At 64.9% G+C, this 14,743-nt stretch carries 16 protein-coding genes and 1 tRNA gene; 10 read left to right on the forward strand and 7 right to left on the reverse strand.

Annotation, left to right across the window (positions count from 1 at the left end):
• The first annotated feature begins 73 nt into the window (after positions 1–73).
• From NGM06_RS06640 to NGM06_RS06655, 4 genes are all read left to right on the forward strand, one after another.
• Positions 74–1,081, forward strand: a complete 1,008-nt coding sequence (locus tag NGM06_RS06640; RefSeq protein ID WP_254269522.1) for a sodium:calcium antiporter — start codon at positions 74–76, stop codon at positions 1,079–1,081.
• A 73-nt stretch (positions 1,082–1,154) separates the two neighbouring features.
• Positions 1,155–1,715, forward strand: coding sequence for a GNAT family N-acetyltransferase (locus NGM06_RS06645; protein WP_254269523.1), 561 nt, complete (start codon positions 1,155–1,157; stop codon positions 1,713–1,715).
• Between the two features lie 91 nt (positions 1,716–1,806).
• Positions 1,807–2,385 carry a peroxidase-related enzyme gene (locus NGM06_RS06650; RefSeq protein ID WP_254269524.1) on the forward strand — a complete coding sequence of 193 codons (579 nt, stop codon included), beginning with the start codon at positions 1,807–1,809 and terminating at the stop codon, positions 2,383–2,385.
• Between the two features lie 90 nt (positions 2,386–2,475).
• Entirely contained in the window at positions 2,476–3,327 is an 852-nt protein-coding gene (locus NGM06_RS06655) for a DUF8172 family protein (RefSeq protein WP_254269525.1), read from the forward strand.
• Positions 3,328–3,579: 252 nt separating this feature from the next.
• Here NGM06_RS06655 and NGM06_RS06660 read toward each other — a convergent pair whose 3' ends face one another.
• The gene (locus tag NGM06_RS06660) at positions 3,580–4,278 is read right to left on the reverse strand and encodes a class I SAM-dependent methyltransferase (RefSeq protein ID WP_254269526.1); all 699 of its coding nucleotides are present in this window, start codon (positions 4,276–4,278) and stop codon (positions 3,580–3,582) included.
• 179 nt (positions 4,279–4,457) lie between these two features.
• Here NGM06_RS06660 and NGM06_RS06665 point away from each other — a divergent pair, with 179 nt between their 5' ends.
• From NGM06_RS06665 to NGM06_RS06675, 3 genes are all read left to right on the forward strand, one after another.
• A complete protein-coding gene (locus NGM06_RS06665) occupies positions 4,458–4,898 on the forward strand; it encodes a DUF2391 family protein (RefSeq protein ID WP_254269527.1) in 441 nt (146 codons plus the stop codon).
• 67 nt (positions 4,899–4,965) lie between these two features.
• Positions 4,966–5,553: a DUF7090 family protein gene (locus NGM06_RS06670; protein WP_254269528.1), complete on the forward strand. Its 588-nt coding sequence runs from the start codon at positions 4,966–4,968 to the stop codon at positions 5,551–5,553.
• A gap of 324 nt (positions 5,554–5,877) precedes the next feature.
• Positions 5,878–6,360 (forward strand): DUF5790 family protein, encoded by a 483-nt coding sequence (locus tag NGM06_RS06675; protein ID WP_254269529.1) that lies wholly within the window; start codon positions 5,878–5,880, stop codon positions 6,358–6,360.
• A gap of 7 nt (positions 6,361–6,367) precedes the next feature.
• Here the strand turns inward: NGM06_RS06675 and NGM06_RS06680 are convergent, their stop codons facing one another.
• Together NGM06_RS06680 and NGM06_RS06685 are read right to left on the reverse strand one after the other, a co-directional pair.
• Positions 6,368–6,685 carry a DUF5789 family protein gene (locus tag NGM06_RS06680; protein ID WP_254269530.1) on the reverse strand — a complete coding sequence of 106 codons (318 nt, stop codon included), beginning with the start codon at positions 6,683–6,685 and terminating at the stop codon, positions 6,368–6,370.
• Between the two features lie 112 nt (positions 6,686–6,797).
• Entirely contained in the window at positions 6,798–7,535 is a 738-nt protein-coding gene (locus NGM06_RS06685; protein ID WP_254269531.1) for a creatininase family protein, read from the reverse strand.
• Positions 7,536–7,651: 116 nt separating this feature from the next.
• On the opposite strand from NGM06_RS06685, the gene NGM06_RS06690 reads away from it, so the two are divergent.
• The gene (locus NGM06_RS06690; RefSeq protein WP_254269532.1) at positions 7,652–8,650 is read left to right on the forward strand and encodes an ornithine cyclodeaminase family protein; all 999 of its coding nucleotides are present in this window, start codon (positions 7,652–7,654) and stop codon (positions 8,648–8,650) included.
• Here NGM06_RS06690 and NGM06_RS06695 read toward each other — a convergent pair whose 3' ends face one another.
• The 4 genes from NGM06_RS06695 to NGM06_RS06710 all read right to left on the reverse strand — a co-directional run bounded on the left by NGM06_RS06695 (position 8,651) and on the right by NGM06_RS06710 (position 12,658).
• A complete protein-coding gene (locus tag NGM06_RS06695) occupies positions 8,651–10,162 on the reverse strand; it encodes an MATE family efflux transporter (protein WP_254269533.1) in 1,512 nt (503 codons plus the stop codon). It abuts the gene before it with no gap.
• Between the two features lie 231 nt (positions 10,163–10,393).
• Positions 10,394–10,466: transfer RNA gene (locus tag NGM06_RS06700), tRNA-Arg, on the reverse strand.
• 50 nt (positions 10,467–10,516) lie between these two features.
• Complete coding sequence (locus NGM06_RS06705; RefSeq protein WP_254269534.1) at positions 10,517–11,953, reverse strand: MATE family efflux transporter; 1,437 nt, start codon at positions 11,951–11,953, stop codon at positions 10,517–10,519.
• Positions 11,954–12,082: 129 nt separating this feature from the next.
• On the reverse strand, positions 12,083–12,658 hold the full coding sequence (locus tag NGM06_RS06710) for a 2Fe-2S iron-sulfur cluster-binding protein (RefSeq protein ID WP_254269535.1): 576 nt from the start codon (positions 12,656–12,658) through the stop codon (positions 12,083–12,085).
• A 92-nt stretch (positions 12,659–12,750) separates the two neighbouring features.
• On the opposite strand from NGM06_RS06710, the gene NGM06_RS06715 reads away from it, so the two are divergent.
• Positions 12,751–13,404: a DJ-1/PfpI family protein gene (locus tag NGM06_RS06715; protein ID WP_256568001.1), complete on the forward strand. Its 654-nt coding sequence runs from the start codon at positions 12,751–12,753 to the stop codon at positions 13,402–13,404.
• A gap of 83 nt (positions 13,405–13,487) precedes the next feature.
• A complete protein-coding gene (locus NGM06_RS06720) occupies positions 13,488–14,684 on the forward strand; it encodes an ABC transporter substrate-binding protein (protein ID WP_254269536.1) in 1,197 nt (398 codons plus the stop codon).
• The last annotated feature ends 59 nt before the right edge of the window (positions 14,685–14,743 follow it).

Raw genomic sequence — 14,743 nt, forward strand, 5'->3', positions numbered from 1 at the left:
AGAACACCGAGAGCGCATCTGACGCCGCGGCTATCCGCCAGTATCTTCAGCGAGGCCCTCCACGTTCCGCCCGATGAGTCCCATCGTCTGGTATCTCCTGCTGGCGGTCGGCGCGACTGCAGTCATCTGGAAGGGGAGCGAACTCCTCGAACGCTCCGCGGAGCGACTCAGCAAGCACTACGGGCTGCCGGTCGCGGTTCACGGGGCCGTCGTCGTCGCCATCGGGTCGAGTTTCCCCGAACTCAGTTCGGTCGTTATCAGCACGCTCGTCCACGGCGAGTTCGGCCTCGGCGTCGGGGCCATCGTCGGCAGCGCCATCTTCAACCTGCTGGTCATCCCGGCGCTCTCGGCGCTCGCCAGCGAGACGCTCGAAGCGACCCGCGACATCGTCCACAAGGACGCCCAGTTCTACATCATCAGCGTCCTCGTGCTGTTCATCACGTTCGCCCTCGGGGCGACCTACGTCCCCGGCGGGACGAACTCGGCGGCGATTCTGACGCCCGCGCTCGTGGTGATGCCCCTCGCCACCTACGGCATCTACGTCTTCCTCCAGTATCAGGACACCCGCGACTACGTGCCGACCGACGTCGTCGACGTGAACCCCGACCGCGAGTGGGCCGTCCTCGCCGTCTCGCTCGTGCTCATCGCGGTCGGCGTCGAGGGCATCGTCCGCGCGGCGCTCGGCTTCGGCCGGATATTCGACACGCCGAGTTTCCTGTGGGGGCTGACCGTCATCGCCGCCGCGACGAGTCTCCCCGACGCGTTCGTCAGCATCAACGCCGCGAAGAACGACGAGAGCATCACCAGCCTCACGAACGTCCTCGGGAGCAACACGTTCAACCTGCTCGTCGCCATCCCGGTCGGCGTCATCCTCGGTGGGTCGGCCACCGTCAACTTCCTCGCGGCCATCCCGATGATGGGGTTTCTCGCGTTCGCCACGCTCGTGTTCGTCGTCGTCACCCGCACCCACCTCGAACTCACCGACGCCGAGGCCTACCTCCTGCTGGGCCTCTACGGGCTGTTTCTCCTCTGGATGACCCTCGAAAGCACAGGCGTCATCGAGACGGTCCGGGGAATCTGAGCTACCGTCCGACCGCGGGGATAGTTCACACGCCAGCCCAAAGCATATGCGCCGCGTCCGCATCGGTGCGCCCATGCCGGGCGCACGCGTTTCCAGCGGCGAGCGAGTCACGCTCCGGACCGTCGAGCGCGAGGACCTCTCTTTCCTCCAGCGTTCGCGCGCCAATCCGGAGATTCGCTATCCGCTCGGCTCGCCGCTCGCCAACCGCGAGGAAGTCGAGGAGTTCTTCGAGGACGACGACGCGGACCGGTTCCTCGTCTGTCTCGACGGAGACGACGCGGGGCCGGGCCGCCCCGACGAGGACGAGGTGGAGCGACTCGGCGTCGTCTCCGTCGAGGACGCGGACTGGCGACGCCCCGAACTGGGGTACTGGCTCGTGCCGGAGGTCCACGGCGAGGGCTACGGCACGGAGGCAGTGTCGCTGGTGGTCGAGTACGTCTTCCGGACGTACGACCACCCCGCCGTGGGCGCGATGGCCTACGACTTCAACGACGCTTCCCGCGCCCTCCTTACATCGCTCGGGTTCGAGGAGGAGGGCCGCGTCCGCAGGGACCGCTTCATCGACGGCGAGTACGTCGATACCGTCCAGTACGGACTGCTCCGCGAGAACTGGCGCGAGGCGGACGACGGGTAGCGGGGACACGGAGGCGACGGGGAGCGAGAGGTCGGAAAAGGACAGGGAGGGGTGAACACTGAATAGCCGACCGGCAGTACGACACACTGTCATGTCCGACGAACCGATGACGAACTTCCCGGTTCCCGACGTCGAAGACTTGCCCGACGACCTCCGGGAGCGCATCGAGGAGGAGACCGAGCGCGCGGGATTCACGCCGAACGTCTTCCGGGCCTTCGGCTACAAACCGAGCCACTTCCGGCCGTTCTTCGAGTACCACGACGCGCTCGTCGAGGACACGCCCCTCGACCGCGAGGAGGTCGAGATGATAGTCGTGACGGTCAGCGGCGTGAACGACTGCCTCTACTGCGTGGTGGCCCACGGCGCGCTCTGTCGGTTCTACAGCGAGCGCCCGAAACTGGCCGACCAGTTGGCCACCAACCACCGCGCCGCCGACCTCTCGGAGCGCCGCCGGGCGATGCTCGACTTCGCGGTGAAACTCACCGAGGAACCGGGCCGCGTGACCGAAGACGACGTGGCCGCCCTGCGCGACGCGGGACTCACCGACGAGGAAATCTGGGACGTGGGGAGCGTGACCGCGTTCTTCAACCTCAGCAACCGGATGGCGACGATGGCGAACATGCGACCGAACGACGAGTTCTACGGGTTCGCGCGGAGTCAAGAAGACTAGCGCTTTGGTATTCTCGATTCATACCTTGATAAAATTCGATACCAAACAGAAGAATACATTTTAATCGAATGTGTGATTATATGGCAGCATATGGGAATGGTGCCATACCACCTTGATTTGGGCGAGGTTGTACTTTCCTTGGAGTTCGCTAATCCAGACCCGGCAGTCGTACAGAAACAACGAGAGCAGTACGAGAACAACTCTGCTAGCCGTACTGGCAAACTGCGAACAGAGATCCAAAAACACTCGCTAAAACGACACATACATTGTCTGTACACTGCTGAGCTATTTCCTCCAGAATTACCAGACGACTACGATGAGGGACTGTCTGACGCAGAACAAGTACTTGTGGATACCGTTCTATACGCATTTACCGGCGTCAAAGAGAGATGTGAAAGCCGAGGTGAGCCGCTACAATGGTACAAGAAACCGGATTTCACCGAAATAGTAAGCCAATTCGAACGAGTTCAGTGGCGACAATCAGTTCCGGAAGTCGCCGGAAATTTACTTTCTAATTTGATTCTCGGTCATCCACTTCCGAATGCAAACCACCGTACTGCGATTTCGGTCGTCCGAACGTATCTTGAATCCGTTGCTCCAGAAGTTGAGGCACCGAAAGCAGGCACCGATCAGGGAGCGTGGCACTCTTGGGCAAACGACTATATTCGGGAATCGAAACGATTGCTGACGTTGCGCCGGAACGCAACCACTTTTCACTATCTCGAACAATGGGGATGTTCGACTGTCGTCCGAAAGGGTAGTATCGAAATTGAGCTATCTAATCGAGAACTGAATGTAGCTGACCCCCATAGCCACTTTGGACGACTTCATCAAAAGAAAAGTACTGAATTTGTTATCGAGTTGATCAAGCGGGCAGGAAAAGAAGAACTCCTTACTCGTACCGACGATGGGAAGAGCGCGTTTATTAGCAGACTGCGATGAGGCTAATCTTGTAGGGATGCAACCTCGTGGCCTTTTTGCCGAGCGCTCTGACAGAGTTCAGATCGTCGTTCAACCCGATTTTCGACTTCCTCAAGGGCTTCGTTGATAGACATAGTTTGAATCACCTAACGCATGCACTTTTCCTGCATACATATGGTGTGCGTATGCTGTACGTATTCTCTACGTAGACCCTACATATAAATTTGTTCCGAGTACTGACGTGCGAGTCCCTAAAATTTTAGACGACGTTGCTCAACGCGCCACGCCCACCGTCAACAGGGTCCCCAACTCTCGATAGCGTTCCACCATCTCCGCCCGGGAGTCCCAGTCGTCGGTCGGGAACTCGCTCTCGTCGGGAATCTCGACGTCGCGGTCGGGCACGTTGTCCTGCTCGGCGACGTGGAGACCCGCTTCGCGGAACGCCTCGCGGTACTCTGCGGCCGACCAGCGCGTCATCTCCACGTCGATGAACTCCTGCCACTCGTGGGAGTGGACGTTCTCCTCGTAGTAGTTCACGGCGCAGAAGAAGGTGCCGCCGGGGCGGAGAACGCGGGCGACTTCGCGGAGGGTCTGGTGCGGGTCGTTGGCGTAGTAGAACGCCTCCATCGTGAAGACGTGGTCCACGCTGTCGTCCTCGAAGGGGAGGTGGTCGAAGTCGCCGACGAGGAACCCCGCGTCGCCCTCGCTCCCCGTAGACTCGTTCTCGGTGTATCCCCGGGCGTTGCGCGCCATCTCTGGCGACCCGTCGAGTCCGTAGGCCCGGCCCGCGGCCTTGGTGTCTCGGAGCGCGCGGGCGGCGTACCCGCTCCCCGTCCCGAGGTCCAGCACGGTCTCGCCCGCCTCGACCGGCATCCGGGCCAGCACGTACTTGGCGGTGTGCCAGTGGCGGTCCTCCATTCCCTTGTCGCGGCCGTCGGCCGCCCAATCGTCGAACTCCTCGCGCACGCTCATGCGGGGAGCGAGACGCGCCACCGACAAAACGGATTCGGAACGGCGACCGGACTCGAACTCGGTCTCTCCGAGTCAGACCCGGCGACCCCGAGTCGGACCGGTCCCTTCGAGACGGAACTACCGGCCGTACGGTCCCGGGAGACGCGGGTCTTTTAGCCCCGCAGTGTGTCAGAGGGCGTATGGTCGGACGAAAGAAGCGGTACGCGCTGGCAGACTCCGCCCAGCAGATAGTCGGGGGCTTCCTGCTGGCCGGACCGTTCGTCGTCACCGAGGAGGTGTGGTCCCTGGCCGCGGACATGACGTGGTTTCAGGCCGCGGCCACGGTCCTCCTCGTGTTCCTCATCGGGTACGGGGCGCTCTACAAGGCCGACGACGACCGCGACCCCGACCGCGAGTCGGAGGTCGCGGGCGTCCCGATTCGGTTCGTCTCGCTGATGCTGGTCTCGTACGGGTCCGTCGCCATCCTCTCGCTGTCGTTCGGCGCGCCCGGCACCTTCCTCGAAGATACCTTCGTGAACGGCGGGCCGTCGATGGAGACCGTGTCCATCACGCTCCGAGCCATCAGCGTCGGCGCGGTGTTCAGCGTGGTCGGTGCCGCGACCGCCGACAGCGTGTTCTGACCCCCACAGGCGACGCTCGCGCGCTTGACCCGCATTCTTAAGGTGGCGCACCGTAATACCGCACGATATGGATTATCAGATCGCCATCGAAAATACACCCGAGACAATTCCCGGCGGGACGGGAGTTCTCCTCCTCCATCCGAGTACGGGCGAGACCGACCGCATCGACACCGACTTCCTCAAGACCGACACCGACCACTTCCTCGTCATCTCGACCCGGACCACGGCGCGCGAGGTCAAGCAGAAACTCGACCACTACGACGTGGACGAGAGCAAAGCCGAGATTCTGGACACTCTGAGCATCGAACGCGGCTACTCCCGACGAAGCACCGAGAACGTCCACTACGTCTCCTCGCCCGACGACCTAGACGGGGTTCTGGAGGTCACCCGCGACTTCCTCGAAAAGACCGACGGGAAACGCCGCATCAGCCTCGACTCCATCACCGAGATGGCGTACTACGCCGACGAGTCGCGCGTCCGCGACGTAATTCGGGAGATTCTGAGTCTCCTCGACGAACACGACGCCGTGGGTCTGTTCCACCTCTCGAAGGGCGTCCACGACGAAGAGCACGTCGAGAAGTTCATGGGCCTGTTCGACGCCATCATCGACCTCGACCGCGACGGGAACGTGAACAGCGACTTCGACGACGTCTGAGGGTCAGAGCCTCTATCGGTCGGTCGCGACGATAGCTATCGTCGCCCGGTGTTGTAGCCACACGGTGCGGTGCTGTCGTGGTGGTCTCGGTGGGGTCGCGGTGCAGTTGCGGTGATTCCGTTGCTCGACCGGTAGCTACCACGCTGTCGATTCTGTCAGGTCGGTTCGAGCGTGACAGTTCGTCGGTTACTCGTAACGGAGTCGGTCCCTCGCACGAACTCGGGTCGTACCTTACGGTTCCCGTCGAAGAGACTCCGACGAGTAGCCGGTTTCACTTTCAGTTTCGGGCGTGGGTTTAAAAGGAACCGCGCCGAACTGGAACGTATGAGCCAATCGACACTCGACGAGGACGAACTGTTCGGCGAGGCCGCCAACGAGGTTCGCGAGGACGTGGAGGCCAGTCTCGAAGCGGCGAGCGAGACGCTCCCGGACGCCGACGCGATCTGGAACGTCGAGGCCGACAACACCCTCGGAGCGCTCAACGCGCTCCGGTCCGCGCTCGACACCGGCGACGCCGAGGACGCGCTCCGGGACGCCAAGAAGTGGTACACGATGGGCGAACGCGCAGACGCCTTCGAGGACGCCGACGACCTCGAAGCCGAAATCGAGCGCGTCGGCGAGGCCATCGAAGACATCGAGGACGCCAAAGAGCAGGTCGGCGACCTCACCAGTACGATTCCCGGTCTGAAGAACACGCTGGAGGACATCCAGATCGAAACTGATTCTGCGGACGCCGAGGAGACCGGCGCGGACGACGCCGACGAGGCCGAGGCGGAGGACGCCGAAGAGGCCGAAGCAGCGGACTGAGTCCGCCTCAGAACGACTCGTCGCTCTCCTCGCCCTCGGCGCTTCCCGCGCCGCGGTCGGTGTAGCCCTTCCGACCGACGGCCTCGCTACCGACACGGTTCAGGACGGTCTGTTTGACCTCGTCGGCGGACTCGAACTCCTCGTCGCCGCCCGTCACCAGCACCTCGCCGAAGGATTCCGACCCGTCCGACATCCCGATTTCGCGGTCGCCGTACCGTTCGAGCAGTTCGTCCGCGGAGACGGGATAGTCCTCGTTTTCGAGGTCCTCCTCGATGTCGCTGAAGTCCAGACCGAGCGTCCGGTCGTCGTCCCCTGATTCACTCATACCCCGAGGTACGCCGCGAATCCGAATAAGGTGTGTGGCCCGTTCGGCGTACTCTCGTTCTCCTTCCCTTCCGCGTCCACAGCGCGGACTCCCCCGCAGAGGGACAGTCCGATTACTTGTGCGGTGGCAGGGGCACGTCCCGCGATTCGACGGCTTCGAGCAGTCGCCCCAGCGCCTCGCTCGCCAGTTCCAGCAGTTCCGCCCCGCGCTCGGCCGGACCGTCCGCGGGGTCGCCGACCACGCCGTTCTCCGTGAACTCCGCCGAGTCGTACGCCAGATTCGAGTAGCTGACCCACTCGCCCCACCGGTCGCTGGCCCCTTCGCGGGCCTCCGCGACGCGCTCCTCGGCCACGAGGTCCGGGGCGACGTGGCGCAGCATGGCGGTTTCGAGCGGGCCGCCGTGGCCCATCTCGTCGCCGTGGTCGCCGACCGCGTCGAACCACGTGAACGGGACGGCGTAGGCGTCGTCCTCCCGGGTGATGGTCCCTGCGACCTCGCGGAGCGCACCGACGTTACCGCCGTGACCGTTCACGAGGACCACCCGGTCCCAGCCGTGGTGGGCGAGGCTGGCGACCGTCTCGCGGACGTAGTCCCGGAAGGTGTCGGGGCTGACCCAGAGCGTGCCGGTGAACTGGCGGTGTTCGGCCGCGACACCGACCGGGATCGCTGGCGCGACGACCGCCTCGCCGCCGTAGGCGTCAGCGCCCGCCTCGGCGACCGCCTCGGCGGTGAGTACGTCGGTGCCGAGGGGCGCGTGCGGACCGTGCTGTTCGGTGCTGCCGACCGGCAGGAGCGCGAGGTCGGTCTCCGCGGCGTCGGCGTCGGTCCACGTCGAGTCGAAGAGGTTCATGTCCGACCAGAGGGCGAGCGCGGACTTGTAGCCGGGGGATTCTGGACCGTTCGACTCTCGACTGCCGACCCCGGTGCGGAGGAACGCATATCCTTCGGGCCGCCGAACCCCCGCGTATGGTCCGCATCCTCTCCGACTCGCAGGTCGCCGACTGCCTCGACCTCCGGGACCTCCTGACGGTGGTCCGCGAGGCGTTCGTCAAGCAGGGCCGGGGCGAAGTGGAACGCCCCGACCGCCCCCACTTCCCGGTCGGGGCGGGACTCGACGGTCCCGACCCCGCTGGTACCGGTCTCGTCATGCCCGCCTACCTCCACGGGGCCGCGTTCTACGCGACGAAGTTAGTCGGCGTCCACGAGGGCAACGCCGAGCGCGGTCTGCCGACCGTCAACGCCCAAATCGCGCTCACCGAGGCGGGGACCGGTCTCCCGGCGGCCTACCTCGCGGGGACGAGAATCACCAACGCCCGGACGGGGTGCATCGGCGGACTCGCGGCGGCCGAACTCGCAGTGACTCCGGCCCCGGACTCCGGCCTCACGCTCGCGCTCGTCGGCGCGGGCACCCAGGCGCGCTGGCAGGCCCGGGCCATCGCGGCCGCGACCGACCTCGAATCGGTGCGGGTCTACTCGCCCAGCGACTCGAAGGAGGACTGCGTCGCCGACCTCTGCGAGGAGTTGGACCTGCCCGCGGACGCAATCGTGACCGCCGACTCTCCAGAAGACGCAGTTAGGGGCGCGGACGTGGTCGTGACGGCGACGACAGCGACCGAACCTGTCTTTCCCGGCGGGGCGCTGGACCCCGGCACGCTGGTCGTCGCTGTCGGGGCGTACACCGCCGAGATGAGAGAGTTGGACGCCGAGACGTTCGAGCGCGCGAGTCGCGTCTTCGCCGACGTGCCCGAGGAAGTCGCGGAAACCGGAGACGCGTTGGGGGCCGACCTCGCGGCGGACGACCTCGTGGCCTTCTCGGCGGCGCTGGAGGGACGGACCGGCCGCGATTCCGACGACGACATCCTCGTGGTCGAGAGCGTCGGCACTGCGGTGCTGGACGCGGCGGCCGCCGAATACGTCTTCGAGGAGGCAGAGCAGAGCGGCGTCGGCACCGCGGTTTCGCTGTAGCTACTTCCCGTCCGTCGGCCCGGACGTCCCGGTCTCCGACACCTCGGGTTCCGCTCCCGGCGTCGGCGCAGCGGCGCTCTCGGCCGTCTCGTCCTCGTCGATGACGGTCGCCTTCCACGTCCCGCGGGTGAACCACAGCACGGCCGCGATGGCTCCGAGGACGTTGCCCAGCGCCATCCCGACCCAGATGCCGGTCGCGCCCATGTTCGCGACGAACGCGAGGTAGTAGACCGTCGGCACCCGGCCGACCCAGAGCGCCACCGCCGAGAACGCCATCGCGGTCTTGGTGTTGCCCGCGCCGCGGTACGCCCCGAGCATGACCTGCAGAATCGCCATGAAGGTGAACTCCACCGAGCGAATCCGGAGGTACTCCGCGCCGTGGCGGACCGTCTCTCGGGCGGCGTCGGTGCCGGTGGCCATGAACACCGAGACGATGGGTTCGGGGAACAGCGCCGCGATCACCGCGACCCCGAACATCACGGCCGCGCCGACCTTCGCGGCTATCCACGCGGCGCGCTCGGCCCGTTCGGACTTGCCCGCGCCGAGGTTCTGACCGACCATCGTGTTGGTCGCCCGTCCGAGACCCATCGCCGGGAGGAAGACCAGCGAGGCGAGGCGGTTGCCGAGTCCGTAGGCCGAGACCACCGGCGGCGCGAACTGGACCACCATCGCGGTCAGCGTTATCATCGCCAGCGCGCTCATCGACTGTTCGAGCGTCGAGGGGACGCCGATGCGCACGATGTCCCAGATGTAGCTCAGGTCCGGAACGAGATACCTCGTCTGCACGTCGGGTCCCACTCTGGCGACGAACAGGACGTAGAACCCGAGGACGCTGGCGACGCCGCGCGAGAGGATGGTCGCCAGCGCCGCGCCCTCGATGCCCATCCCGGAGAGTATCTCGGTCTCGATGCCCAGCGCCGGAACCGGACCGATTCCGAAGATGAGCAGGGGGTCGAGGACGACGTTCATCGCGACCGAGACCACCATCACGCGCATGGGCGTCTTCGTGTCGCCGTACCCGCGCATCAGCGACGTGAACACGAAGAAGCCGAACAGGAACGGGAGGCCGAGGAAGAACACCTCCATGTACTGGCCCGCGAGCGGAATTATCTGCTCGGTGGTCGCGCCCTGACTCGGCAGCAGTTCGAGCATCGAATCGGTGGCGACGTAGCCCAAGACGCTCAGTGCGAGCGCCAACAGCGTGACGAACGTCAGAATCTGGCCCGCGACCTTTCCGGCGGACCCTTCGCTGTCCGCGCCCGTGTACTGGGCGACGAGGATGGACCCCGCGGTGGTGAACCCGCCCGCGATGGAGATGAGCAGGAAGATGAGCGGAAACGCGAGGCTAAGCGCGCCCACCGCGTCGGCCGACAGTCGCCCGAGCCAGAACGTGTCGGCTATGTTGTAGGTGACCTGCAACAACTGGATGACGACGATGGGCCACGCCAGTTTGAACATCGGGCCGAGGAGTCCGCCCTCGGTAATCGTATCGTCGGTGCCTGTGGTGTTCATGATATTTCGAAACGAAAGGGGTATTTTTGAAGGTTGCGAGTTGTTCGCTCTACGACCAGTCCTAGACAGTTATCCTACACGTCCGACAAGTAAGGTGAAACGTAAATGGGTTTCCGAGATACGGTAACGCGTCTCGTGACTCGCGTCGGCGTCCGCTCTCCGTCTCGATGGCTTCTTACTCCGGACGAGGCCGAGCAGTTCGTCTACTGCCGTATCGGTCGCAGGAGAAAGCGGGCGACGTGGGATTTGAACCCACGACCTCTTGGTCCGGAACCAAGCGTTCCGTCCGCTGAACTAGCCGCCCTCGCAGCGAACTACTCGATTCGGAGGCTTAACCGTTTTGAAACCCGCAACTCAGTCCTCCGACACGGCGGCGTCCGCTTCGACCGACGCGCCGACGCTCCCGTCGTCGATGACTGCGCGCTTCCACGTGCCGCGGGTGAACCACAGCGCGGCCGCGATGGCCCCGACGACGTGACCGACCGCGACGCCGACCCAGATGCCGGTCGGGCCGAGTGCGGTCCGGAAGGCGAGCAGGTAGACCACCGGAACGCGGACGAACCAGAGGGTAATCATCGAGAACGCCAGCGCGGTCTTGGTGTTGCCCGCGCCGCGGTAGGCCCCGACCAGCACTTGGAACACGCCGATGAAGGCGAATTCGACCGTCCTGATGCGGAGGTACTCCGAGGCGTACTCGACCGTCTCGCGAGCGGCGTCGGTGCCGGTCGCCATGAACACCGAGACGATGGGTTCGGGGAACAGTGCGGCGAGGACCGCCAGCACGAACATCACGCTCGCCCCGACCGTCGCCGCGAGTCTGACCGCCTGTTCGGCCCGTTTGGGGTTGCCCGCGCCGAGGTTCTGGCCCACCATCGTGTTGGTCGCCCGCCCGAGACCGACCGCCGGGAGGAAGACCAGCGAGATGAGTCGGTTGCCCAGTCCGTAGGCGGCGATGACCGCCGGTTCGAACGTCACTATCATCACGGTCAGCGTCACCATCGCCAGCGCACCCGCCGACTGCTCGAACGCCGACGGCGTCCCGATGCGGACGATATCTCGGATATATTCGAAATCGGGCGCGAGGTGGCCGAGGTGAACGTCCGGACCCATATCGGTCCCGAAGAGGATGGCGACGCCGACGAGACCCGCGACCGCACGCGCGACCAGCGTCGCCCACGCCGCACCCTCGATGCCCATCTCGTCGAAGGGACCGACCCCGAAGACGAGAATCGGGTCGAGGACGACGTTCAGCGCGACGCTGACGGCCATCACGCGCATCGGCGTCCGTGTGTCGCCGTACCCCCGGAGGAGCGCGGAGAACGCCCGGAAGCCGAACATGAGGGGGAGACCGAGGAAGAATATCTTCATGTACTGCTCGGCCAGCGGGACGACCTGTTCGGCGGTGGTGTCGTCGCTGGGGAACACCGACAGCATCGGTCCCGCGCCGTAGTAGCCGACGACGCTCAGGAGGGCGCCGACGGCGACGACGAATCCCAGCGTCTGGCCCGCGACTTTCCCGGCCGACCCGTCGCTGTCCGCGCCCATGTACTGCGCGACGAGCGTGCTCCCCGCGACGCTGAACCCGCCGCCGAACGCGATGAGGAGGAAGATTATCGGGAACGAGAGACTAATCGCGCCGACCGCGTCGGCCGAGTAGCGACCCAACCAGAACGCGTCGGCGACGTTGTAGGCGACCTGCAGGAGTTGCGTGACCACGATGGGCCACGCGAGGTGGAAGAGTGGACGCGCTAACCCACCCTCCGTGATACCGTCGGACTGGGTCGATGGCACTGTTCTCCTTCAGAACTTCTTAGGATTTCAATGCTTCGGGTCGAAATTTCAACCCGCTATACGGAAAACGAGCGCGTAGAGAGGCGTGAAAATCGCGGCGGTCCCGTTGCGTCGGGTGTCCCGACTGCGTCAGGGCGTCTCGTTCGTTTCGAGTGCGAGGTCGTCGGTCGGGTACGCGGTGCAGGTGAGGACGTACCCCTTCTCGACTTCGTCCTCGCCGAGCGTCTCGTTGTTGCTGTGTCGGACGTACTCGGTTGCGTCGCCGTTCTGAACCTTGCCACCACAGGAGAGACACTGGCCCTGCCGACAGGCGTAGGGTAGGTCCCAGCCCTCGTCCTCACCGGCTTCCAGCAGCGTCTCGTTGTTGGCGACTTCGATGGTCTCGCCCTCGTTGACGTACTCGACGTCGAAGTACTCCACCTCGTCGTCGGAGATGGCGGCGGGGTCGAAACCGGCGTCCTCGTCGTCTTCGCCTTCGAGTTCACCTTCGGCACCACCGCCGACCGCGACCGCACCGCCACCGCCGCCGATGGAGCGGTTCATCGGTTCGGGGAAGTCGGTTTCCGCCACGGTCTCGGCTCGGCGTTCGAGCACCTCTTGGGAGATATCGTCGGGAGTCCGCCACTCGGTGCCCTCCGAGTAGTGGAGCGCCACCACGATGAGGACGAGCGTTAGCCCGAGTCCCAGACCCAGTACGTCTACCATGTGTGGGGCTACGGAAGGGTGGTTTAACAGCATTGTGATTGCCATCCGACAGCGGGCACACGTTTTTGCCCTCCGCGCGACGAGCGTACGCCGTGACCACCGACATCGCAGTCGTCGTCTACGAGGGGTTCGACGAGATGGACGCCATCGCTCCGTACGAAGTGTTCTCGCACGCGAGCGACCGCGGGTGCGACCTCGACGTGAGCGTCCGCACGCTCGACTCGGCCGACCGAGTGACCGCCAGTCACGGTCTCGGCGTCGAGGTGGACGGCCGACTCGCCGACGCGGACCCCGACCTCGTGGTCGTCCCCGGCGGCGGGTGGAACGACCGCGCGGACGCCAGCGCGTGGGCCGAGGCCCAGCGCGGCGACCTCCCGCGGGCGCTCGCGGACCTTCATGAGGACGGGGTCGGACTCGCGGCGGTCTGCACCGGCGGGATGCTTCTCGCGGAGGCCGGGGTTCTGGACGACCGTCCTGCGGTCACGCACGCGAGCGCACTGGACGACCTCCGGGAGACCGACGCCGAAGTCGTAGACGCCCGCGTAGTGGACGCCTCCCGTGGCACTCTGTCGAGCAGTGCCACGCCGTCGGACGACGGCGACGTACTGACCGCGGGCGTCACCTCGGGACTCGACTTGGCGCTGTATCTGGTCGCTCGAATCTGCGGCGAAGAGGTCGCCGAGCAGGTAGCGACCGAAATCGAGTACGAACCGCGCGAGGACGTGTACGTCGCCCGCGAGGAGTGAGGCGTCTGCGAAGAGCGTGTCATTCGATTTAGGACGGCCTAAAATCGAAGTTCTTAACCCGGATTAGGCAGACCTAAAAGCCAATGGCAAGAGACGATTCGGTACGGACGACCCGACGCAAGTATCTCACGGTCAGCGGCGCACTGGCGGCCTCCGGCATCCTCGCGGGGTGTACCGGCGGGTCGAGCGACGAGCAGACCGCCACGACGACCGAGGGGACGACGACGACTACGACCGAAGAGACGACGACGACCACGGAGGAAGCCACCGAGACGACGACCGAGGGCGAGTCCTACACCGTCTCGATGGAACCCGTCGGCGACGTGACGTTCGACTCCGTGCCCCAGACGTGGGTGGCCAACAACGGTAGCTGGGCCGACATGGGCGTCGCGCTCGGCGTCGAACCGCCGAAGGCGCTGTGGCTCACCAGCCGCTATCACACCAAGTACTACGACGCCATCGACGGCGTCTCCGTGGACAAGAGCGACATGGTGAGCCTGTATCAGGACGGGGTGAGCAAGGAACTGTTCTACGAACTCGACGCCGACGTTCACGTCATCGACCCCAACTTCCTGATGAACCGGTTCAAGGGCTGGAAGCAGGCCGACATCGACGAGGTCAGCCAGAACATCGCGCCCTTCTTCGGTAACAGCATTTTCTCGCGCGGCTACGGCTGGCACGAGGACTACCGCTACTACACGCTCTACGAGGCGTTCGGAAAGCTCGCGGAGCTGTTCCAGCGCACCGACCGCTACGAGGCGTTCAGCGCGCTCCACGACGAGTTCCAGTCGAAGGTCTCGGAGGTCGTTCCGCCGAAGAGCGAGCGCCCGGCCGTCGCCGTCTTGTGGGCTGGCGGCGACGAACCCGAGAGCTTCCTCCCCTACGTCATCAGCGAAGGGACGAGCTTCAAGCAGTGGCGCGACCTGAAGGTTCGCGACGCGCTCGCCAAGACCGACGTCAAGGACTTCCACAGCAGCCGCGGCGAAATCGACTACGAGACGCTGCTGGAAGTGGACCCCGACGTGCTGCTGCTCCGCGGACAGGAGGGCAAGACCGCCAAGCAGTTCCAGAACACGGTCGTCTCGTTCATGAAGGACCACGACGTCGCCAGCAGTCTGACCGCGGTCAAGAACGGCGACGTCTACCGCGGCGGGTCGCTGTATCAGGGTCCAATCACGAACCTCGTCCTCACCGAGCGCGCCGCCAAACAGGTCTACGACGCCGAGGGAGAACTGTTCGACCGTCAGCGCGTCGCCGACATCGTGAACGGCGACTTCTGACCGGTGGTTCGACTCGCGCCGTAGAGTCGTTCCGGTAGTTCACGGTCACACGCGAACAA

The sequence above is a fragment of the Halorussus aquaticus genome (assembly GCF_024218795.1).
GTDB lineage: Archaea > Halobacteriota > Halobacteria > Halobacteriales > Haladaptataceae > Halorussus > Halorussus aquaticus.

Coding starts and splice junctions, on each gene's coding strand:
- NGM06_RS06685 (WP_254269531.1), bottom strand. CDS start 7,535: ATGAACCTCTTCGACTCGACGTGGACCGACGCCGACGCCGCGGAGACC.
- NGM06_RS06665 (WP_254269527.1), top strand. CDS start 4,458: ATGGTCGGACGAAAGAAGCGGTACGCGCTGGCAGACTCCGCCCAGCAG.
- NGM06_RS06690 (WP_254269532.1), top strand. CDS start 7,652: ATGGTCCGCATCCTCTCCGACTCGCAGGTCGCCGACTGCCTCGACCTC.
- NGM06_RS06655 (WP_254269525.1), top strand. CDS start 2,476: ATGGGAATGGTGCCATACCACCTTGATTTGGGCGAGGTTGTACTTTCC.
- NGM06_RS06720 (WP_254269536.1), top strand. CDS start 13,488: ATGGCAAGAGACGATTCGGTACGGACGACCCGACGCAAGTATCTCACG.
- NGM06_RS06650 (WP_254269524.1), top strand. CDS start 1,807: ATGTCCGACGAACCGATGACGAACTTCCCGGTTCCCGACGTCGAAGAC.
- NGM06_RS06645 (WP_254269523.1), top strand. CDS start 1,155: ATGCCGGGCGCACGCGTTTCCAGCGGCGAGCGAGTCACGCTCCGGACC.
- NGM06_RS06670 (WP_254269528.1), top strand. CDS start 4,966: ATGGATTATCAGATCGCCATCGAAAATACACCCGAGACAATTCCCGGC.
- NGM06_RS06675 (WP_254269529.1), top strand. CDS start 5,878: ATGAGCCAATCGACACTCGACGAGGACGAACTGTTCGGCGAGGCCGCC.
- NGM06_RS06710 (WP_254269535.1), bottom strand. CDS start 12,658: ATGGTAGACGTACTGGGTCTGGGACTCGGGCTAACGCTCGTCCTCATC.
- NGM06_RS06695 (WP_254269533.1), bottom strand. CDS start 10,162: ATGAACACCACAGGCACCGACGATACGATTACCGAGGGCGGACTCCTC.
- NGM06_RS06640 (WP_254269522.1), top strand. CDS start 74: ATGAGTCCCATCGTCTGGTATCTCCTGCTGGCGGTCGGCGCGACTGCA.
- NGM06_RS06680 (WP_254269530.1), bottom strand. CDS start 6,685: ATGAGTGAATCAGGGGACGACGACCGGACGCTCGGTCTGGACTTCAGC.
- NGM06_RS06660 (WP_254269526.1), bottom strand. CDS start 4,278: ATGAGCGTGCGCGAGGAGTTCGACGATTGGGCGGCCGACGGCCGCGAC.